Source organism: Brachybacterium timonense, from assembly GCF_900258505.1.
Taxonomy (GTDB): Bacteria; Actinomycetota; Actinomycetes; order Actinomycetales; family Dermabacteraceae; genus Brachybacterium; species Brachybacterium timonense.
The window spans coordinates 2,040,692-2,062,305 of the sequence record NZ_LT984895.1; the positions used below are offsets into that span (position 1 = coordinate 2,040,692).

Sequence of the window (21,614 nt, forward strand, 5' to 3'; positions counted from 1 at the left end):
GCACCCAAGCCCCGCCTGGTCAGGCGGGCGCGGGCAGGTCCGAGTAATGTGCCGGTGCCAACCGCGGACACGTTCCCGCAGGAACGGCTCTGACGATGCTCCGGCGCCAGTCGAGCCGACAGCTACAGACATGTTCCCGCGGGAACGCTCGTGCCCTGCCGAGCCTCGCTCGGTTGGCTCAGCCGTCGTCGAGCTCGAGCGCGGGATCTTCGGCGCGGGCCTGTTCGAGGACCTCCTTGGCGGCACCCAGGTTGATCACCGTCAGCAGCAGGCCGATCACGATGTCCGGCACCGGAGAGAACCAGGCGATCGTCACAAGTCCCGCAGCGATGATCAGAACATTGCCGAGCACGTCGTTGCGCGCGGCGAGCCATGCGCCGCGGGCGAGCGCCCCGTGGCCGCTGCGCAGCCGCATGAGCAGCACCGCGCACACCAGGTTCACCACAAGCGCGAATACACCGACACCGCTCATGGTGAGCGGTTCGGGTGCCTCCCAGGTGAGGATGCGCCAGATGGCGGTGCTGAGCGCCGCCAGAGCAGGCAGAAGAATCAGGCCAGCCAGTGCATAGGCGGCGCGCCGACGGGAGGCCACAGACCAGGTGACGGCCACCAGCACCAGCATGTTGATCAGCACGTCCTCGAGGAAGTCTGCGGCGTCGGCGAAGAGCGAGACCGAGCCGATCAGCACCGCCGCCGTCAGTTCGACGACGAAGCCCAGCAGATTCAGCGCCGCGACAACGGCAACGATCCGCCGCATCGGGCGGGTGAGTTCGGACGCGGTGAGGTCGTCCTCATCGTCGGTATCGGAGGCGTTCACAGTCAGTCCAGTCGGCGGCGCGTTGCACCGTAGGTGGCGGAGCGCACCAGATGGGCGTAGACCTTCAGCGCCTGGCTGACCTCGCGTTCGCGGGTGTCGGGACGCCAGGGCAGCGCGCCCTTGGCTTCACGTCGGCGAGCGATCTCTGCGTCGTCGACCTCGAGGCTGATGGACCGAGTATCGACGTCGATGGCAATGCGGTCGCCGTCCTGGACCAGACCGATCAGTCCGCCCTCGGCGGCCTCCGGGGAGACGTGCCCGATCGACACGCCGCTGGTGCCGCCGGAGAATCGACCGTCGGTGATGAGGGCGCATGCCCGGCCAAGGCCGCGGCCCTTGAGGAAGGACGTCGGGTAGAGCATCTCCTGCATACCGGGACCGCCCTGCGGGCCCTCGTAGCGGATGATGACGATGTCGCCCTCGGTCACAGTCTTATCGAGGATCTTCTGGACCGCTTCCTCCTGGGAGTCGCACACCACGGCGGTGCCCTCGAAGTGGAAGAGGTCCTCCGTAATGCCAGCGGTCTTGATCACGCAGCCATCAGCGGCGAGGTTGCCTTTCAGCACGCACAGGCCGCCGTCCTTGGTGTGGGCATGCGGCACGGAACGGATGATCCCGTTCTCACCATCGAGGTCCAGTTCCTTCCACCGATTCGTGGTGGAGAACGCCTGTGTGGTGCGCACCCCGCCGGGGGCGGCGTGGAACAGTTCGATGGCCTGCTTGGTGGCGGTGCCGCCGCGCACGTCCCAGTCGGCCAGCCACTGGTCTAGGGAGTCGGCGTGCACCGCATGCACGGAGTGGTCCAGCAGGCCAGCGCGGGAGAGCTCACCCATGATCGCCGGCATACCGCCAGCGCGGTGCACGTCCTCGATATGGGCGGTGCCGTTTGGGGCGACTTTCGTCAGGCAGGGCACGGAGCGTGAGAGCCGGTCGATGTCGTCAAGACCGAAGTCGATCTCACCCTCGATCGCGGCGGCGAGGATGTGGAGCACGGTGTTGGTGGACCCCCCCATCGCCACATCCATGCTCATGGCGTTGGTGAACGCGGCCTTGGTCGCGATCGAACGCGGCAGAACGGACTCGTCGTCCTCGTCGTACCAGCGGCGAGCGAGCTCAACGATTGTGCGGCCGGCATCGAGGAACAGCTGCCGGCGCAAGGCGTGGGTGGCGAGAGTGGTGCCATTGCCCGGCAGGGACAGTCCCAGCACCTCGGTGAGGCAGTTCATGGAGTTCGCGGTGAACATGCCCGAGCAGGAGCCACAGGTGGGGCAGGCGCTGTCTTCGATCTGTGCCAGCTGGGCGTCGCTGACGGAATCATCGGCGCTCATGGCGATCGCGTCGATCAGGTCCAGGCCGTGTTCGACCAGGCCATCGACCGGCTTGCCGGCCTCCATCGGGCCGCCGGAGACGAAGATAACCGGGATGTTCAGGCGCATGGCGGCCATGAGCATGCCCGGGGTGATCTTGTCGCAGTTGGAGATGCACACCAGCGCATCAGCGCAGTGGGCATTGACCATGTACTCGACCGAATCAGCGATGATGTCGCGGCTGGGCAGCGAATAGAGCATGCCGCCGTGGCCCATCGCGATGCCGTCGTCCACGGCGATCGTGTTGAACTCCTTGGCCACACCGCCGGCCTCCTGCACAGCGGAGGCCACCAGATCGCCCATGTTCTTCAGGTGCACATGCCCGGGCACGAACTGGGTGTACGAATTGGCGATCGCGACGATCGGTTTGCCGAAGTCAGAGCTGCCCATGCCGGTGGCCCGCCACAGAGCGCGGGCCCCTGCCATGTTGCGGCCGTGAGTGGAGGTACGCGAACGAAGCTGAGGCATGGAGCGAGTCTAGCCATGCAGGTCGACGCCGTGCGGGGCCGTCGAATGGGTGAGATGCCCACCGACGGCCCCGCAGCGGTTCACACAGATGAGAACGGCTGTGGCCGCAAGCCCTAGGCAGGATCGCGATCGGAGCTGGTCTCCTCGTCGGCTGCCGGCTCCGATGCGTCGGTATCGACCCAGTTCCCCTGCTCGTCGTGGTGGGACCAGTCGGGGTCGGCGCCCAGTGTGCGATGCAACTGGTCGAGGCGGTCCTCCTCAGCGGTGCGTTCGCGCTCGGCGTCCTGCACCTGCTGTTCGGTCGGCTCGTGATCGCGCATGCCGACGGCGATCGACGGGTCAAGCGCCACCAGAGATCCGGTGTCCACCCGGGTGCGGTGCCACAGGATTTCGCGGCGCACCACCTTGGCGAGCACGTACAGGCCGATCAGGTTCGGAATCGTGACCAGGAACGTGGTCGCGTCGGCGAAGGCCACCATCGAGGTCATGGAGATCGAGGCGCCGACGACCGTCAGCAGCACGTACACGACGCGCAGCGTGAGGCGCACTCGCTTGGTCGGACCGAACAGGTAGGTGGCGAGCATCTCGCAGAAGAACGAGTAGCTCAGCAGCGTCGAGAAGCCGAAGAGGAACACCACGATGGTCAGCAGGATCGGGAACCATCCGGCCACGGTGGAGAACGCCTGCGCAGTGAGCTCCACGCCGTCGGCGTTCTGATCCCCTGTGCGATGCACGCCCGTGATGACGATCGACACGGCGGTGAGCATGCAGACCACCACCGAGTCGATCAGCGGTCCCCACATGGCGGTGTAACCCTCGGTGGCCGGCGTGCGGTTCTTCGTGGCGGAAAAGCTCATCGCCGCGGTGCCCACACCAGCAGCGTTGGAGAACAGGGCACGCTGGATACCGACGACTGCAACGCCGATCACGCCCCCGGTGACGCCCTTCGCGGTGAACGCCCCGGTGACGATCTCCGCAAGTGCACCGGGCAGCGCCTGAATGTTCATCACGATCAGCACGAGCGTGGCGAGGATGTAGATGATCGCCATGAACGGGGTGATCGCTGAGGTGTAGCGGGCGATCGAGGTGACGCCGCCGAGCACGACGACGGCGACCATCACGGCGAGCACCACCCCGACGATCCACTTGTTCTCAGCCACGAAGGAGTCCTCACCGAAACCGGCGGTGACCAGCAATGTGACCTGGTTCGCCTGGAAGAGGTTGCCGCCGCCGATCATGCCGATCAGGGCGCACACGGCGTAAACAGCCGCGAGCACGGCGCCGGTCCGCTTCCAGCCGATCTCGGCAAAGCCTTCCTTCAACACGTACATGGGGCCGCCCACGGTGGTTCCGTCGGGCAGAACGCGACGGTACTTCGCGCCGAGCGTAGCCTCCGCCATCTTCACGCTCATGGCGAAGATGCCGAACATTGCTATCCACAACGCAGCACCGGGACCACCCGCCACGATGCCAATCGCGACACCGGCGATATTGCCCAGACCCACGGTGCCCGACAGCTCCGTGGCAAGAGCCTGGAAACTGGAGACCTCACCGGGATCGGTCTTCGCGGCGAAACGACCGCGGATCACCTGAAGGGAATGTTTGAATCCCGTGATCGGCTGGAACCGCAGCCAGATGGTGAAGAAGATCGCCGCGGCCATAAGCCACAGCACCACCACGGGCACGCCACCGAAGATCGGCAGTTCAAAGAAGACGATCGCGTTGAGTACATTCGCGATCGGCGCGAAGAACGCCTCAATCGCTGCGTCCAGTCCATTCATGGAAAGGCTCCTGCTCTGGAGGGGTCAGTCGGATGGCGGGCGGATTCTCGTCCACCGGTGGGATCACTGCGTGGCGGTCGAGTCCGCCGGTGGGTTATTGCCGTCGGTCCGCGTTGTGTAGCGCTCCCCAAAGACCTCATGGTGCAACGCTGTCAGGCGGTCGTGCTCCTCGCGCTCCTCACGGCGGGCGCGCTCGGTTTGCTCGGGCGTCGGCTCATGATCCCCCATACCCACCTGCAGGTCCTTATCGGGGATCGCAACCAAGGTGCCGGTGTCCACCCGGGTGCGATGCCAGAGGATCTCACGGCGCAACACCTTGGCCAGGAAGTAGATGCCCAGCAGGTTCGGGATGGCCATCAGGAAGAACGACGCATCGGCGAAGGTGATCACCGCCTCGAGCGACGCGGCAGCGCCGATGATCGGGCCGAGCACCCAGACCACTTTGAAGGCCCAGCGCACCCACGGGGCGTCTCCGAGCAGATACACCACGGCCTGCTCACCGTAGTAGGCGTAGGCCAGTACGGTGGAGAAGCCGAACAGGGCGACCGCGATGGTTAGCAGGTACGGGAACCAGCCGGCGACGGTCCCGAAGGCCGCAGCGGTCAGTTGCACGCCCTCGACGTCTGCACCTGCGTTCTCGTGCAGCCCGGTGACCACGATCGCGGTGGCGGTGAGCATGCAGACCACGACCGAGTCAATCAGCGGCTCCCACATCGCCACGAAACCCTCGGTGGCGGGGCGCTTCGTCTTCGATGCGGCATGGGCGAATCCCGCGGTGCCGACGCCGGCTGCGTTGGAGAACAGCGAGCGCTGGATGCCGATCACGGCGACGCCGATCAGACCACCGGTAACGCCCTCACTGCTGAACACGCCGCTGACCATCGCGCCGAGCGCGCTGGGAACCTGCGGCAGGTTCACAATGATGACCGCGATGACCGACAGCAGGTACAGCACGGCCATCGCCGGGGTGATGCGCGAGGTCCACTTGCCGATCGAGGTCACGCCGCCGATGATCACCACGCCGACCAGGACCGCGATCACCACACCCAGCAGCCAGGTGTTGTTCTGCAGGAACTCGTTGCCGCTGGCGTCGGTGACAATCGCGGCGACCTGGTTGGACTGGAAGAGATCGGCGCCGTAGACACCCAGCAGCGCGAACAGCGCGTACAGCCAGGCGAGCACACCGCCCAGCTTCCTCCAACCAATCGAGGCGAGACCGTCGCGCAGGTAGTACATCGGGCCGCCGATGACGGTGCCATCCTCCTTCACCCGGCGAAACATCACGCCGAGCGTGGCTTCAGCCATTTTCACACTCATTCCGAGGATGCCGAAGCCGGCGATCCACAGGGCAGCGCCCGGCCCGCCGACGGAGACGGCGACGGCGACACCGGCGATATTGCCCAGACCCACGGTGCCCGACAGTTCCGTGGCAAGAGCCTGGAAGCTGGAGATCTCACCGGGATCGGTCTTGGCGCTGAACCGGCCACGGATGACCTCCATCGAGTGCTTGAAACCCGTGATCGGCTGGAAGCGCAGCCAGATGGTCAGGAAGATGGCGGCAGCCATCAGCCACAGCACGATGAGCGGAATGCCCCCGAAGACGGGGATCTCCGCGAAGACGACAGCGTCCAAAGCGTTCGCGATCGGCGCGAACCATGTCTCGATCAACGAGTCGATGCCATCCACAGTTTTCTCTGTTCTCTTCCTCGTTCAGGCAATAGCCGCAATGACAGACGACCGATGCGTGGCGACTCCGTCGCGTCACTCAGGAACGGCGACGGGGTCGCCACGCATCGACCAGGTCACTTCTCGGGCGTATCGGTGCCGTCGAAGCGCATCGTCGGCTCCCCCATCGGCGAGGAAAGGGACTCGTCATGGTGCGGAGCGCGCACCGGGAAGTCTGGGTCCTCTTCAAGAGTGCGGTGCAGTTCGGCAAGACGGTTCTGCTCGGCCTCCTCCGCCAGGCGGGCGGCCTCGATCTGCTCGGGCGTGGGCTCGTGGTCGCCCATTCCCACCTGCAGATCTGGGTCCTGGATGACGGTGAGCGCACCGGTATCGGCGCGGTACTTGTGACGCAGGATCTCCAGGCGCAGCACCCGGGACAGGAAGTAGATGCCCAGCAGGTTCGGGATCGCCATCAGGAAGAACATCGCGTCGGAGAACGCCACGACCGAATCCAGCGAGATCGCAGCGCCGATGACCACGGCCAGCACCCAGATCACGCGGAAGGCGGTGCGCACCACAGCAGACGAGCCGAAGAGGAACTGGGCATTCAGCTCGCCGTAGTACTCATAGGCCAGAACCGTGGAGAAGCCGAACAGAGCGACGGCCACCGTCAGCAGCATAGGGAACCAGCCGGCGACGGTGCCGAAAGCAGCGGAGGTCAGCGCCACGCCGTCGTCTCCACCCTGGGTGTACACACCGGTGACGGTGATCGCCACAGCGGTGAGCATGCAGACGATGATCGAGTCGACCAGCGGCTCCCACATGGCGGTGAAGCCCTCTGTCGCGGCCTCCTTGGTCTTGGAGGCAGAGTGGGCCATACCAGCCGAACCCACACCAGCCGCGTTAGAGAACAGCGCGCGCTGGATACCAACGACGGCCACACCGATGATTCCGCCCTCGATGCCTTCGGCGGTGAACGCACCGGTGACGATCGAAGACAGGGCGTGGGGCACGTCTTGGATGTTCATCACGATGATGAGCAGGGTGCACAAGATGTACAGCACGGCCATCGCGGGGGTGAGCGCCGAGGTCCACTTGGCGATGGACTTCACTCCACCCAGGATGACGACTGCAGCAAGTGCGGCCATGATGGCGCCGATCAGCCACTGGTTCCCCTGCCAGAATGCGGATCCAGACGCGTCGCTGACGATCGCGGCAACCTGGTTTGCCTGGAAGAGGTTCCCAGCGCCGAACACGCCCACAAGAGCGAAGATCGCGTACATGACCGCAAGGACGCGACCGGTCTTCTTGAAACCGATCATGGCAAGGCCATCACGTAGGTAGTACTGCGGGCCACCCTCGGTGGAGCCGTCCTCCTTGACACGGCGGAACATGACGCCAAGGGTCGCCTCGGCCATCTTCACGCTCATACCGAAGAAGCCAAAGATCGCGATCCACAGTGCAGCCCCCGGACCGCCCGCGACAATCGCGACGGCGACACCGGCGATGTTGCCCAGTCCCACAGTGCCTGACAGTTCCGTGGCAAGAGCCTGGAAGCTCGAGACTTCACCGGGGTCGGTCTTGGCGGTGTACTTGCCGCGGATCACCTGGATCGAGTGCTTCAGTCCAGTGATCGGCTGGAAGCGCAGCCACACCGTCAAGAAGAGCGCTGCGGCCATCAGCCACACGACGATCAAGGGGATTCCGCCCCAGATGTCCACCTCATAGAACACGATCTTCGATAGGCGATCCGCGATCGGCCCGAAGATCTGTTCCATCAATGCATCAATACCTGACATCCGGACAGACTCTCCTCCATAGCGCGCACACGGCGCGCCTTGTTCTCGTCTCGTCCGCGCGAGCCCCTGGCGATCGACATGGATCGATCCCCTGGTCACCCGCTGGGGGCTGATTCGGGGGCGGCCACCGTGGCCGGGGTGCGCGGGACGGCACCGTCCGCGTCACAGAGCGCGACCGCGCAGTACTGCGGCCCGCGGCCCCTGTGAGTCTCACGGGCCGACGGGAAGACGGTGCCGCACATGGGCTCGTTCACCTTATGCACACGTTTTTCCTGGCACCACCCACCAAGAACCCGTCGGCGCGCACTATTTTTACTGGTCAGCAACGCTTTCGCGGCGCATCTCTGGAGCCGATCGACGCTGTCGCCCCGTGATCAAGCCTTCACACCGCGTTCACATTACATGTGATGCGCCTCACACCTTCGTGCCTCCTTGTCGTTCGCACCGCCCTGCCGTGCCCTGGAGCGACCCCAGAAACGGGCGGTGCACCGAGTCTGGTGCACCGCCCGTCGCGTGATAGCAAGCCTGTACGCTCAGGCCTGCACGTCGAGCTTGTCCAGGATGATCTCCCGCACGCGGCCAGCGTCAGCCTGGCCACGCGTTGCCTTCATGATCGGGCCGATCAGGGCGCCGATCGCCTGGACCTTGCCGCCCCTGATCTTCTCGACCACATCGGGGTTATCGGCGATCGCCTGATCCACGGCGGCGGTGAGCACGGAATCGTCTGAGACGACCCCCAGGCCTTCCTTCTCGACAATCGCCTCAGGGTCGCCCTCGCCGGCAAGCACCTTCGCGAGGACCTTCTTGGCGATCTTGTCGTTGATCTTCTTGCCATCAACAAGGCTTTGCAGCTGCGCGACCTGCGCCGGTGTCACCGGGAGCTCGGCGAGAACCTGATCCTGCTCCTTGGCGGTGCGGGCGAGCTCACCCATCCACCACTTACGGGCTGCCTGCGCTCCTGCACCGGCGGCAACAGTCGCCTCGATCAGGTCCAGTGCGTCGGCGTTGATGACGTCGCGCATCTCCAGATCGGTGAAACCCCATTCGGCGAGCAGGCGCCGACGGCGCGCAGCCGGCAGTTCGGGAAGATCCGCCCGGATCTGCTCAACCCACTGGCGGCTCGGCGCAACCGGCACGAGGTCCGGCTCAGGGAAGTACCGGTAGTCTTCGGCGTCCGACTTCACGCGCCCGGACGAGGTCTCCCCCGTGTCTTCGTGGAAGTGCCGGGTCTCCTGGATCACCGCATCACCGGCATCGAGGATCGCGGCATGCCGCGAAATCTCGAAGCGCACCGATCTCTCGATGGAGCGGAAGGAGTTGACGTTCTTCGTCTCCGTGCGGGTGCCCAGCGGTGACTCGGGCGTGGGGCGCAGAGACACGTTGACGTCGGCGCGCACATTGCCACGCTCCATACGGGCCTCTGACACTTCCAGGGCACGGAAGATGTCTCGCAGAGTGCGGACGTAGGCGGCAGCGACCTCGGGTGCGCGGGCCCCTGTTGCGGTAATCGGCTTGGTGACGATCTCCACCAGAGGCACGCCCGCGCGGTTGTAGTCCACGAGGGATCGGGTGGCGCCCTGGATGCGGCCTGCCGCGCCGCCGATATGCGTGTTCTTCCCGGCGTCTTCTTCCATGTGGGCACGCTCGATCTCGACACGGACGATCTCGCCGTCCTCGAGCTCGACGTCCAGATAGCCGTCGTACGCGATCGGCTCGTCATACTGCGAGGTCTGGAAGTTCTTGGTCAGGTCCGGGTAGAAGTACTGCTTGCGGGCGAACCGGCAGGTGTCGGCGATCTGGCAGTTCAGCGCCAGGCCGATACGGATCGCGTACTCGACAGCCTTCGCGTTGACCACCGGCAATACACCGGGCAGGCCCAGCGAGACGGGGGTGATCGCGGTGTTCGGGTCGGCGGCGAACACGTTCGGGGCACCGTCGAACATCTTGGTGGCGGTGCCGAGTTCAACGTGGACCTCGATGCCGAGCACGGGGTCATACCGGTTGACGGCCTCGTCGTAGTCGACCAGGCCATGGTCAATGCGCTCACTGGTGTTCGCGTTCATCGCGCGCCTCCTGTCAGCTCGGGGGCGCGGTCCAGCAGGGAGCCGCCCCAGGCGTCCTCCAGCAGCGCCTCCAGGGCACCGCCGACGTGGTACAGACGGGCATCCTCGCGGGCTGGGGCGAGGAACTGGATGCCTGCGGGCAGGTCATCCTCTGCCAGGCCCGACGGCACGGAGATGCCGGGCACGCCCGCCAGGTTCGCGGGGATCGTGGCGATGTCATTCATGTACATCGCCAGCGGGTCGTCGGTCTTCTCCCCGAAGCGGAAAGCGACCGTCGGCGCCGTGGGCGAAGCGAGCACGTCGACCTTCGCAAAGGCGTCGGCGAAGTCCCGCTGCACGAGTGTGCGGACCTTCTGGGCGCTGCCGTAGTAGGCGTCGTAGTATCCGGCCGACAGCGCGTAGGTGCCCAGCAGGATGCGGCGCTTGACCTCGAAGCCGAAGCCCTCACCGCGGGTGGCGGCCATGACCTTCTCCGCCGTCGGGTGATCCTCCGGCACGACGCGCAGACCGAATCGCATGCCATCGAATTTGGCGAGGTTGCTGGATGCCTCTGAGGGCAAGATCAGGTAGTAGGCGCCGAGCGCGTACTGGAAGTTCGGGCAGGAGACACGCACGATCTCCGCACCCGCCTGCTCGAGCTGCGCGAGAGACTCCTGGAAACGTGCGCTCACGCCGGGAGCGAAACCGTCTCCCTCCAGTTCCTCGATCACGCCGATCCGCAGCCCCTTCACGTCGCGGCGGCGTGCCGCCTCGCGGAAGTTCGGCACGGGGTCGGGCAGCGAGGTGGAGTCATGGGGATCATGCCCGGCAATGACCTCGTGCAGCAAAGCGGCATCCTCGACCGTGCGGGTGCAGGGGCCGGCCTGGTCGAGCGATGACGCCATGGCGATCAGGCCGTAGCGGGAGACGGATCCATACGTGGGTTTCACACCCACTGTTCCGGTCACCGCCGCGGGCTGGCGGATGGAGCCGCCGGTGTCCGTGCCGATGGCCAGCGGCGCCTCGAAGGAGCCGACCGCGGCTGAGGATCCGCCACCGGAGCCGCCGGGGATGCGGTCTCGACCCCACGGGTTCCGGGTCACGCCGAAGGCACTGGTCTCCGTCGAGGAGCCCATGGCGAACTCATCCATGTTCGTTTTGCCGAGAACTGGCAAGCCAGCCTCGCGCAGCTTTGCCACCAGGGTGGCGTCATAGGGCGGAATCCACCCCTCGAGGATCTTCGACCCAGCGGTGGTGGGCAGGCCCTCGGTGACCACGACGTCCTTGACGGCGATCGGCACACCGGCGAGCGGGGCCAGCTGCTCACCGGCGGCGCGGCGCGCGTCCACGTCACGAGCGGTCTTCAGCGCCAGGTCGGCGCTGACATGGAGAAAGGCGTTCAGGTCATTATCGACGGCGTCGATGCGGTCCAAATGGGCTCGGGTCAACTCCTCGGAGGAGAGCTCCCCGGCGGCGAGCGCGCTGCTCATGGCAGCGGCGCTGAGGCGAATGGGCTCGGTCATGGCGTCACTCCTCTCCCAGGATCTGCGGGACGGCGAAGCGGCCGTCCTCGGCGTCGGGGGCTGCGGCGAGCGCCTGCTCCTGCGTGAGGGTTTCGGTGACCACGTCCTCGCGGAACACGTTCGTCATGGGGATGGGGTGGCTGGTGGCGGGTACGTCCTGCGTCGCGACCTCGGACACGGAAGCCACAGCATCCATGATGGCGTCGAATTCGCCGGCAAGGCGATCGATCTCGTCATCGGTCAGCTGGATCCGTGCCAGGTCGGCGAGGCGTACGACCTCGTCTCGTCCGATAGAAGGCATACGGGCATTCTAGGCATCCGCACCGTCGGCGGCTGAGCGCGGGCGAGGGCCCCGGCTCAGCGTGGTGGGCCCGGTACGGATGTAGGGTGCGCCCGGTACGATCGGTCCATTGCGCTGTGGCGCCCGGCCACCGCTCCCACCCGCGATATCGGAGGCAGTGATATGTCTGTGGACCCCAACATCGACTACACCTCCCACGATCCCGAGGACCGCGAGGAGCTCTCGGATGATCCGCGCATCCGCGCCGCGCAGGAGCAGGAAGCGCGTTTGCGCAGGGCGCTTGCAACCAAGGAGAACCCGCTGCGCGATGGTGAGACACTGCGCGATCGGCTGCGCCGCAGCGATGCAGAGCATGGTGAGGCCGTGGACGGCGAGGCGACGCCGGGCGGTACGGCTCAGGGCTGAGGCGGCGCTGGCGGCGGCATCACCCACATCGGCAGGTAGAGCACGCCGGAGAGGTTGTACGGAAAGGTGATCCGCATGATCACCGTGATCCCCCAGTGCATGGCATGCGCGGCGAGAGCGAAGAGATAGCCGAGCCTGCGGTCCACCAGTGCGAGCGGGGCCCCGAGCTCGATCACAAGCGCTGTCACGCCCATGACGGTGAACAGTCCGGCGTGTGGATACAGCGATGCCGCGAGGTCCGAGCCGGGCTCGCCCAGTTTCTCCTTGCGCAGGGTATCGACGGCGATCTGGCCGCGCATGTGAGTGCCGTCGGCCCAGCTGGCTCCGTCACCGCCGGTGAACTTCGCGATGCCTGCGATCAGGTAGGTGAGGGTGACCGCTGCGTTCATCACTGACGGGGCCGCGCCGTACATCCAGGATCGTCTCTCGGGTAACAGAGTCCCGTCGCGGATCACGGCGTCGACGCTGAGAGCATCGGCCGACGGTGCTGTGGCGAGCACCATCGTGTGCAGCACGAGGTTGTTCTCGTGGTGGAACACCATCGACCAAGAATTGCGGTAAGAGAAGTTCCAGGTCTGCAAGGCACTGTGCAGCGGGCCGATAACGCGGTGGGCGACGCCAGCAGTGAACAGGGCACCGGTAGCGAGCGAGGCATCGACGAAGGCGTCGGCCACGCGTGGGGGAAGCGGCTTACGCAGCACGCGAACAACGCCAACGGGGTCGAAGTTCGCCGGGTCGGTGCGGTGCACGCCGCGGTACATGCTGCGTTTCCGGCCGACGTGCCACAGGTGGTACGCGCCGGTCGCGATACGCAGCACGGCGGGGACGGCGGGCTCAGCTGGCGGGGCAAGACGCCGGGTGACGGCGTCAGCGACGCGATGCAGGGTGGCGGCGATCGTCATCGGGAGATCACCTGCTGAGTGGGCAGGGCGGCGGCGAGATACTCGCGGCCGGGGATGACGGCGGTACCGCGCACGTCGAGACGGGAGGTGTACTGGGCTTCGGGTGCGCCACGCATGAAGGGCTCCACAAGGTAGCGGCCGCGCACCACGTGCAGTCGGGCCACGGTGCGATCTTCGCGGCGGTTACGGCGGGCGAGACGTTCAGCGGCGCGATCAGCAATCTGCTGGCCTTCTCCATTTTTCACGCGCCGACGAACCTGGCGCCGTACAGCGTTCAGCCCGCCGGTTCCCAGGTAGGAGTAGTGCAGCGGGGTGATGGTGCCGTCGCTGCGTTCTCCGAGCAGGTGGGTGACCCAGCAGTGGTCTTTCCGTGTCGCGGAGAACATCGGGTAGTGGCTGAAGGGGAAGGAGTCTCGGGCATCGCGCCGCCCCAGCTGCCGCGCCGGTGCAGCGACCGCGGCGAGCAGCGCCGCGGTGGCGGTCGCGGCGAGTAGACGAGTGAGCGGGGTATCGGGCAGCGATGCTCCGGCGGTGGCGGGGACGTGTGGTCGCGGCATGCCCGGCACGCTAACGGGACGGAATGAGGGAACAGCCCTGCTGGATGAGAGAGAGATGAGAGAGCTCTCAGGATCGCATCCGGTGAGGGTGCGTGGGGGTGGGGCGGAACGGGAGTGTGCGTGCGCGAGATCAGCCCTCGCCGCTATCGGAGGCTTTCTGCAGTGCTTCACCGTCGGCGTGATCGTCGTCGGTGTGTTCGTCGGCGCTGGCGGCGTCGAGAATCCCGACCTCGCGCAGGAACGTGGTCATGCGCTGCGCGGCCTGGTCGTCGGTCGCGAGGGACACCTCACCGCCTGCGTCCTTCCACAGCGGCATGGTGGCCTCGAGCACGTTACGCGCGTTATCCATCTGCACCGGGTCAGCGAGCGCAGGCACCTGGCGTGCGGTCGCCTCGAGTGCGGCGTCCGGGTCGGCGATCACCCGACGCTCGGCTTCCGCCATGCAGTCCACGATGGTGGCGATGACCGGGTCATCGGCATGCTCGGGGAGGGTCACGAGGCTGGGACCGACGAGGGTCTGTTCAGGGGCGATCGGCACGGAGGTCACGTCCACCTGCTGCGATTCGAGTTGGACGAGCTCGTTGTTGACGAAGCCGAGGATCGCGTCGACTGCTCCGGTGGCGAGGGCGGAGACCGCCGTGTAGCCGATCTCTACCAGGTTGACGTCCTGTTCGGTCAAGCCCGCCGTGTGCAGGGCGAGCAGCGCCGCGTAGTAGGAGGATCCGAAACGACCGGGGATGCCCAGGCTGCGCCCGGCGAGGTCGCCGAGCCCAGCGGCGGAGCCAGCGATCATGACTTCACCGGGGTAGGTCTGGTAGCAGGTGGCAACGCTCGTTACTCCGCCTGCCACCGCGGCTTCGTCGGCGGAGGCGTAGACGATCTGCTCACGGCCCAGGCGCAGCGCCTCGAACAGTCCCTCCTGCTCGCCGTGGTGACGCAGGCGCAGGTCGAGGTCTCCGAAGAGCTTCTGCTCGACCCCCTGGTAGAAGGCGCAGAACTGGACATTCGGGATGTAGGTCAGGCCCACGGTGATCGGGGCGGCAGCATCCAGAGGAGCCCCGGCAGCACCGCCATCGCTCGTCGTGCCCTGAGCGGTGTTGTCGGGTCCGTTCTGGCCGCTGCTGGCAAGGGGATCGTGGTTGCGTCCGGAGCAGGCCGTGAGAGCAGCGCCGGTCGGGATCAGGGCTGCGAGAGAGGCGGTGCGCAGCAGGGCGCGGCGGGCGAGGTCCTGACGGGCATGGGGCCGACGGGGCAGCGGCGGCAGGTTTCCTCGGTATGCGGTCACGGCTGCTCCTTTCGCCTCAACAGGGTTGTCGGTCACAGGTCTCGGGCTGCGCGGGCGATCGCGACCGTCAGCACGGCATAGAGGGTCATGGCGATGCCGGCGATCCACACGATCACGGTGAACACGCCGACGGTGTCGGAGGCCTGCCGGGACAGGGTCAGCAGCGTGCCGAGCCCCTGGCCGCCCATCACCATCTCCCCCACCACGGCGCCGGTCATGGCGAGCACGCAGCCGGCCCGGATCCCGGCGAGGATTGCGGGCAGGGCGATGGGCAGCAGCACGTGGACGATCAGTTGGAGCCGGGTGACCCCGTCGAGCAGAGCGTGTTCGATGACAGTACGGTCCACCTGCCGGATACCAACGATCATCGTCGTGACCATCGGGAAGAACGACACAATCGCGCAGAGCACCGCGATCGGTGCCGGCCCGTAGCCCATCCACAGCACGAGGATCGGCGCGATGGCTACGAGCGGCACGGTCTGAGAGAGAGCCACCCAGGGTTCGACGATCACGCGCAACAGGCGCGACTGCGTCACGACGATGGCGAGCAGCAGGGCGCTCACGATGCTGAGCAGGAGTCCGCCCAGGGCCGGAAGGACGGTGGGCCAGAGGTACCGGCCGGTGATCCCGGTGGTGGTCTGGCGGATGAGGCGGGCGAGCACATCCTGCGGTCCGGGCAGGAGCAGGGCGGGGATGGTGAGGCTGAGCAGGTACCACACCAGCAGCACGCCTGCGAGTGCGATGCAGGGGGCGAGCAGGTCGCCTCGCGTTCTGTGGTTGCGCGCATCGCGGCGTTGAAGCACGGACGCTGCTGTCGTCACCGGTGTCCTTCCATCCAGCACCGGGGCGACGTGATCGACGCATGCGCGCCCGCAGGGCGACGCGACGCGTCCACCGCATTCCTCCCATCCAGACTGTGACTGTCGGCCTCGGAGTTCCACCGAGTCAGCCATCGGGAGCAGGCGCTCCGTCAGGGTCGCGGGCTATCACCGCCGGTTCGGACTTTCACCGACCCCGGAATACGTGAGCACGAGCGTAGCACCGGGCGACTGGACGATGCAGGGGAGGTGGGCGAGAGAACATGGAGCTGGTCAGACAGTGCTGCAGCGGTCCCTGCCCATGAGTATCACCGCGGGGCCGTCGAACGGCCCGCGCTGCGCATATGCGCCGAGGCAGCGATGACCTGTTCGCGTGGGCGGTTCAAGGCACCCGCGGCCAGACACATGGTGCGACCAGCGACGGTGAGCTCAAGGATGGGTTTCTCTCGCCGCTTCTGCGGCGGAATGTGCAGGGCGATCGCATCCCACGAGTACCGCTGCAGCACACCCCCGGCGGTGCACACGTGGACGCAGTCGGGTTCCATCACCAGCAGTGGACCGCGTGAGGCGAGCCCCGTCTTCCGCTCAAGACCACCACGCATCTGCTTCTCCATAACCATGGCGTACACCATGATGGAAAAGAAGGCGAACCCGCCAGCCATGTAGAAGAAAAGACCAGAAGCGATCGAGTCGAGAAAAACCATCTGCAGTCCTCCGAGACAAAAGAAGCACACCATCATGGCCCCTTGGAGGCACATGGCGATGACGTACCTGGTGATGATCGAGCGATTGATCTCGTGTGCAGCGGCGTCATCGTAGGTGACGACGTACGGCTCTTGGCCGCCATCCGCGGTGTGCATCCCTCCGGCAGATCTGCTCTTCGGGTATGGATGCTGCATCGGCTGGTTCATGTCTCCCCCTGTTCCCGGTCTGCCCCCCGCACACCGTCTATCGGGCCGATCCTACGGGGCGAACACGGCGATAGTTTCCATTCTTGGGACACCAGCGAGCGGAGAGTCAGCCGCTCAGTGCGTCGACCCCGCCTGTCAGGAGCGCCACGAATCCGGCCTCGTCCAGGATCGGCAGGCCGAGCTCACGAGCCTTGTCGGCCTTGGACCCGGCGTTCTCGCCGACCACAACGAAGTCCGTCTTCTTCGAGACGGAGCCGGAGGCCTTGCCGCCGCGGGCGATGATCGCCTCTTTGGCGCCGTCACGGGTGAAGCCCTCCAGTCCGCCGGTGACCACAACGGTCAGGCCTTCGAGGGTCTTGACGAAGCCTTCCTCGGTTTCGTCGGCCATGCGTACGCCGGAGCGGGCCCAGGCATCCACGAGGTCGCGATGCCAGTCCACCGAGAACCAGTCCACGACGGACTCGGCGATGATCGGGCCGACGCCATCAGTCTCGCTGAGCTGTTCGATACTCGCGCTCCGGATCGCCTCCATCGAGCCGTAGGAGGTGGCCAGGGAGCGCGCCGCCGTCGGGCCGACGTGCCGGATCGACAGCGCCACGAGCACCCGCCATAGTGGCTGCTCGGACTTGCGCCGAGCCAACTGCTCCATGAGCTTGTCAGTGGCCTTGCCGGGTTTCTCCTGCCCCACCTGCTTCCAGGCCCCGGCCGACTTGTAGTAGCGCCAGGTGGGGCGGGACCAGAAGGCGGGGACGACACGCCAGTCACCGGTCTCCTCGCCGTCGCGGCGCTCCGGCTGGTAGACGATGATCTCGCGCAAGTCCTCCGGGGTGAGGTCGAAGAGGTTGTCGCCGATGCGCACGACGGGTGTCTGCACGCCGGGCAGCGCCGGATCGTCCTCCGAGGTGATCCGCAGTACTGGGACCCCGTCTGTGCCGTCGGTCGCCTCACCGTTCTTCATCACCGCGAAGGCTGGTGAGTGCACGTCCTGGGCGCTGCGGATCGGCACATGCAGGGCGTGCCCGGCGCGGACGGCGGCGAGCGCCTCTTCACGGCGCTTATCCGGGTCCGTCAGCGCGATCGCGGACTCCTCCCCCAGCGATTCGATATCGAAGGCGCCGCGCGAGGCGGCATGCTCGATCCGGCCGGTGACCTGGGCAGGGCAGTCCTTCGTGTTCGGGCAGCGCCAGTCCTTGTCACCTTCCTTCGCGGGCCGGATCTCCGCACCGCAAGACGGGCATTGCGTGGGCATGACGAACGGCCGCTCCCTGCCGTCACGACGCGCCTCAACGGGCCCCAGGATCTCGGGAATCACATCGCCGGCCTTGCGCAGCACCACCACGTCGCCGATCAGCACACCCTTACGCTCGACCTCGAACTGGTTGTGCAAAGTGGCCTTGGAGACGGTGGAGCCGGCCACCTTCACAGGTTCCATCACGCCGAATGGGGTGACGCGCCCGGTGCGCCCGACCTGCACCTGGATATCCAGCAGGCGGGTGGTGACCTCCTCGGGCGGGTATTTGTAGGCGATCGCCCAGCGGGGTGCACGTGAGGTGGAGCCGAGCGAGCGCTGTTGGGCGAAGGAGTCGACCTTCACCACGATGCCGTCGATCTCATGCTCAAGGTCGTGGCGGTGCTCGCCGTGCTCCTGGATGAATGCGCGAACGGACTCGAGATCATGCAGTACGCGCCAGTGAGGGGAGGTCGGCAAGCCCCAGGCGGCCAGCTGCTCGTAGATCTCGGACTGGGAGGAGGCCTCCAGGCCATCGTGCGCGCCGACGCCGTGGACATACACCGCAAGCTCTCGCGACGCGGTCACAGCCGGGTCTTTCTGACGCAGTGAGCCCGCTGCGGTGTTGCGCGGATTCGCGAACTCTGCGAGCCCCTGCTCGCGCCGCTGCGTGTTCAGTGCCTCGAACGCCGAGGTCGGATAGAACACCTCGCCGCGCGCCTCGAGCAGCCCGGGCGGCTCGTCGGTATCCAGCCGTTCGGGCACCGAGGCGATGGTGCGCACATTGGCGGTGACGTCCTCGCCCACGCGGCCGTCACCGCGGGTGGCACCGCGTGTGAGCACGCCGTTCTCGTAGACGAGGTCGATGGCCAGTCCGTCGATCTTCAGCTCGGTCAGATAGTCGATGCGGGAACCCGCGAGGCCGTCGGCAGCACGTGCCGCCCAGGCGTCGAGCTCCTCGAGGGAGAAGGCGTTGTCCAGGCTCTGCATGCGCTGAATGTGCTCGACGGGTGCGAAGCCGGCCGCCACGCTGCCACCGACAGTACGGGTGGGTGAGTCATCCGCAGCCAGCTGCGGGTTGCGCTCCTCGAGCGCACGCAGTTCCCGCTCCAGGGCGTCATACTCGGCGTCGCTGAGGGTCGGGGCGTCGTGCTCGTAGTACTCGATGCGCGCCTGCTCGATGCGGGCAGTCAGCTCAGCGATCCGCTGCTGTGCATCGGCGGTCTCTTCGTCCGTGGTCTGCGGCTCGGTCGCTGGATCAGTGCCGATGCGGGCATCGTCATCGGCGGGGCGGGGGGCGTCGGATGGCGCGGTGTTCACCGGTTCATTGTGGCGCACAGGACCGACATTCACGGGACCGGCGAATCCAGGCTGTGATCCTTGCGGAGTGGTCCCGAGGAGCGAGTGCGACCGCGCGCAGCTGCTCGCGTGTGCGTTCTCGGGTCTCAGTCGCTGAGGCGGTCCGCGATCCCGGGCGCGAGCCGCAGCAGGGACTCGATACCGGCCAGAGGCAGCAGATCGGTGCCGCGTGGGTCCCTCGCGGGGTCGCGGCGGTGAGCGTGGCGTGCGTTCGCCCGGGCCAGCACGCCCAGTGGAGCGAGCTCAGCGGGCTCAAGGCCCAGTTCGCGCACCGTCTGGAGGAATCGGTCCACATTCTGCAGCGCCTGATCACCGGGGTCGATCAGGATCTCAAGACCGATACCGTCATCGGCGGCGCGGGCGATGGCTTCCCATGTCTCGCGACCGGCCGCCGTGGTGAGCGTCGGGAGCGCAGCGGGGGTGAGCGCCAGCGCTGTGGCACCGGCATCCCGGGCCGCGCGCAGCAGATCTGCGCTGCGTCCGCACTCCAGGGTGATGGTCACGTCATCATGCTGGTCACCGATCGCACCGAGCAGGGCAGCCCAGCGTTCGCTGAGCTGGGCGGCGCTGTGGGCCGGGTACCGTCCACGGCCCGATGCCGTGCGCACCGCCCCGCGGTGGACCGCATCGACGTGCTCCTCCCGCAACAACACATGAAGGGAGGCCTCGGGGTGCTGTTCACGTACCTGCTCAAGACGTGAACACAGGCCCTCGGCGAGCATGAGCGGCAGATCGCGCATCGCGCCGACGTCGGCGAGAAGCCGCTCGCCGGAGTGCAGCTGTGCAGCAGCGCTCAGGGTCGCCGGACCGATTGCGGTCAGCTCGATCGTGCCGCCGGTCCCGTGCCAGGCGATGCGGGCGGCGTCGAGAATCCGCTCGGACATCTCCTGCGCGCGGCGCCAGGCGTGATCGGTGCCCGGACCGAGCCTCCATCCGGCGGCGGTCACGTCCCCGCTCGCACCGGCGAGCAGCACCAACGTCGCGGGCAGTACCTGGTCCCAGCCGGCGGTACCGAAGGCAGACGGCAGTGGGAGACGTGTCCCGATCTGGTCCTCCGGAGCGGAGCCGAGCATGCTGCGCAGCGCGAGCAGGCCGGTGAGAACAGGGTCGCCCATGTCCTCCGGGCCGGGCTGCGGGGCACGGTGCGCGCCATCGCTGCCCACAATGAGCAGCTGGGAATCGCGCGCAGACGAGCTCATGGATTCACCCCCGCCGCTCGAGGGTGGCAGCGGCGATCACACGGTCGCCGTCATACAGAACGAGTGTCTGGCCGGCAGCAACGCCGCGCACCGGAGAGTCGAGCCGCACCGTGAGCGTGTCCTTCGGCGTTCCCGCGGGCACGTTCTGCGCGTCGCTCGCCGGTGCTGCGTCGCTCAGAACAGACGTTCCCGCGGGAACGTCATCGATGACACCGGGCACGGCATCGCCATGGGCCCGGATCTGCGCAGCGATGCGGCGCCCCGGCTCGAGCTGTTCGAAGGCGATCACCTGGCTGGCCACCAGCACGGACGTGGACAGCAGCTCTTCGGCCCCCACCATCACCCGCCGGGATGCCGGATCGATATCCACCACGTACCGGGGCCGACCATCAGCGGCAGGACGCTCGATACCGAGCCCCTTGCGCTGCCCGATGGTGAAGCCATGAGTGCCGCGGTGCGTGGCGAGCACAGTTCCGTCGGCGTCAACCACCTCGCCCGGGGCCGTGCCCAGACGCTTTTCGAGGAAGCCGCGCGTGTCACCGTCGGCGATGAAGCAGATGTCGTAGCTGTCGGGTTTTGTGGACACGCCGAGTCGTCGGATCCGAGCTTGCTCACGCACCTCGGCCTTCGTGGCGAAGTCACCGAGCGGGAACAGGGCGTGGGCGAGTGCTTCCGGCCCCATGACCGCGAGCACGTAGGACTGATCCTTCGGGCCGTTCGCCGCCCTGTGCAGCGAAACGGCGCCGCCTTGACCTTCGTGTCGAAGCGCGGCGTAGTGGCCGGTGGCGACCGCGTCGAAGCCCAGTAGGCGCGCGCGCTCCAGCAGGGTGGCGAACTTGATCCGCTCATTGCAGCGCACGCAGGGATTCGGAGTGCGGCCAGCGGCGTACTCGGTGAGGAAGTCCTCCACCACGAGGTCGTGGAAGTCGTCAGAAAGGTCCCACACGTAGAAGGGGATGCCGATGTGGTCAGCGGCGCGCCGGGCATCCTCGGCATCCTCCACGGTGCAGCAACCGCGCGAACTCGTCCGAGTGCTCGCGGAATCCTTGGACAGCGCCATATGCACGCCGGTGACGTCATGCCCAGCCTCATGTGCAAGGGCAGCAGCGAGCGCTGAATCCACTCCCCCGCTCATGGCGGCCAACACCTTCATCCGGGTTCTCCTTCGCTGCACTTGTCCATCACGA

17 protein-coding genes and 1 riboswitch are annotated in these 21,614 nt (G+C 66.7%); of the genes, 1 reads left to right on the forward strand and 16 read right to left on the reverse strand.

The window, feature by feature from the left end; all coding sequences use genetic code 11:
- Window positions 1-178 precede the first annotated feature (178 nt).
- From C8271_RS09025 to gatC, 8 genes are all read right to left on the reverse strand, one after another.
- Window positions 179-817: a cation efflux transmembrane domain-containing protein gene (locus tag C8271_RS09025; RefSeq protein ID WP_245921067.1), complete on the reverse strand. Its 639-nt coding sequence runs from the start codon at window positions 815-817 to the stop codon at window positions 179-181.
- A 2-nt stretch (window positions 818-819) separates the two neighbouring features.
- On the reverse strand, window positions 820-2,652 hold the full coding sequence (ilvD, locus tag C8271_RS09030; protein ID WP_106507003.1) for a dihydroxy-acid dehydratase: 1,833 nt from the start codon (window positions 2,650-2,652) through the stop codon (window positions 820-822).
- Window positions 2,653-2,765: 113 nt separating this feature from the next.
- A complete protein-coding gene (locus tag C8271_RS09035) occupies window positions 2,766-4,433 on the reverse strand; it encodes an alanine/glycine:cation symporter family protein (protein WP_106507004.1) in 1,668 nt (555 codons plus the stop codon).
- A gap of 63 nt (window positions 4,434-4,496) precedes the next feature.
- Window positions 4,497-6,119, reverse strand: coding sequence for an alanine/glycine:cation symporter family protein (locus C8271_RS09040; protein WP_106507005.1), 1,623 nt, complete (start codon window positions 6,117-6,119; stop codon window positions 4,497-4,499).
- A gap of 116 nt (window positions 6,120-6,235) precedes the next feature.
- A complete protein-coding gene (locus tag C8271_RS09045) occupies window positions 6,236-7,897 on the reverse strand; it encodes an alanine/glycine:cation symporter family protein (protein WP_106507006.1) in 1,662 nt (553 codons plus the stop codon).
- 533 nt (window positions 7,898-8,430) lie between these two features.
- Window positions 8,431-9,960 (reverse strand): Asp-tRNA(Asn)/Glu-tRNA(Gln) amidotransferase subunit GatB, encoded by a 1,530-nt coding sequence (gene gatB / locus C8271_RS09050; RefSeq protein ID WP_106507007.1) that lies wholly within the window; start codon window positions 9,958-9,960, stop codon window positions 8,431-8,433.
- Window positions 9,957-11,462 carry an Asp-tRNA(Asn)/Glu-tRNA(Gln) amidotransferase subunit GatA gene (gene gatA / locus C8271_RS09055; protein WP_106507008.1) on the reverse strand — a complete coding sequence of 502 codons (1,506 nt, stop codon included), beginning with the start codon at window positions 11,460-11,462 and terminating at the stop codon, window positions 9,957-9,959. The genes gatB and gatA overlap by 4 nt, the downstream gene beginning before the upstream one ends.
- A 4-nt stretch (window positions 11,463-11,466) precedes the next feature.
- Window positions 11,467-11,763 carry an Asp-tRNA(Asn)/Glu-tRNA(Gln) amidotransferase subunit GatC gene (gene gatC / locus C8271_RS09060; protein WP_106507009.1) on the reverse strand — a complete coding sequence of 99 codons (297 nt, stop codon included), beginning with the start codon at window positions 11,761-11,763 and terminating at the stop codon, window positions 11,467-11,469.
- A 162-nt stretch (window positions 11,764-11,925) separates the two neighbouring features.
- On the opposite strand from gatC, the gene C8271_RS09065 reads away from it, so the two are divergent.
- A complete protein-coding gene (locus tag C8271_RS09065; protein WP_106507010.1) occupies window positions 11,926-12,168 on the forward strand; it encodes a hypothetical protein in 243 nt (80 codons plus the stop codon).
- Here C8271_RS09065 and C8271_RS09070 read toward each other — a convergent pair.
- The 8 genes from C8271_RS09070 to mnmA all read right to left on the reverse strand — a co-directional run bounded on the left by C8271_RS09070 (window position 12,159) and on the right by mnmA (window position 21,580).
- Window positions 12,159-13,070 (reverse strand): hypothetical protein, encoded by a 912-nt coding sequence (locus C8271_RS09070; protein ID WP_245921068.1) that lies wholly within the window; start codon window positions 13,068-13,070, stop codon window positions 12,159-12,161. The two genes, C8271_RS09065 and C8271_RS09070, sit on opposite strands and share 10 nt — an antisense overlap.
- The gene (locus C8271_RS09075; RefSeq protein ID WP_138774548.1) at window positions 13,067-13,627 is read right to left on the reverse strand and encodes a hypothetical protein; all 561 of its coding nucleotides are present in this window, start codon (window positions 13,625-13,627) and stop codon (window positions 13,067-13,069) included. Before C8271_RS09075 ends, C8271_RS09070 begins: the two co-directional genes overlap by 4 nt.
- A 130-nt stretch (window positions 13,628-13,757) precedes the next feature.
- Window positions 13,758-14,912 (reverse strand): ABC transporter substrate-binding protein, encoded by a 1,155-nt coding sequence (locus C8271_RS09080; RefSeq protein ID WP_170957843.1) that lies wholly within the window; start codon window positions 14,910-14,912, stop codon window positions 13,758-13,760.
- Window positions 14,913-14,944: 32 nt separating this feature from the next.
- Window positions 14,945-15,733 carry an ABC transporter permease gene (locus tag C8271_RS09085; protein ID WP_170957844.1) on the reverse strand — a complete coding sequence of 263 codons (789 nt, stop codon included), beginning with the start codon at window positions 15,731-15,733 and terminating at the stop codon, window positions 14,945-14,947.
- Between the two features lie 72 nt (window positions 15,734-15,805).
- Window positions 15,806-15,938: riboswitch (FMN riboswitch) on the reverse strand.
- Between the two features lie 100 nt (window positions 15,939-16,038).
- Complete coding sequence (locus tag C8271_RS09090; RefSeq protein ID WP_106507013.1) at window positions 16,039-16,590, reverse strand: hypothetical protein; 552 nt, start codon at window positions 16,588-16,590, stop codon at window positions 16,039-16,041.
- A gap of 157 nt (window positions 16,591-16,747) precedes the next feature.
- Window positions 16,748-19,189 (reverse strand): NAD-dependent DNA ligase LigA, encoded by a 2,442-nt coding sequence (gene ligA, locus C8271_RS09095; protein ID WP_425428191.1) that lies wholly within the window; start codon window positions 19,187-19,189, stop codon window positions 16,748-16,750.
- A 125-nt stretch (window positions 19,190-19,314) separates the two neighbouring features.
- Window positions 19,315-20,427 (reverse strand): hypothetical protein, encoded by a 1,113-nt coding sequence (locus tag C8271_RS09100; RefSeq protein ID WP_106507014.1) that lies wholly within the window; start codon window positions 20,425-20,427, stop codon window positions 19,315-19,317.
- A gap of 4 nt (window positions 20,428-20,431) precedes the next feature.
- The gene (mnmA, locus tag C8271_RS09105; protein ID WP_106507015.1) at window positions 20,432-21,580 is read right to left on the reverse strand and encodes a tRNA 2-thiouridine(34) synthase MnmA; all 1,149 of its coding nucleotides are present in this window, start codon (window positions 21,578-21,580) and stop codon (window positions 20,432-20,434) included.
- Window positions 21,581-21,614: the final 34 nt, after the last annotated feature.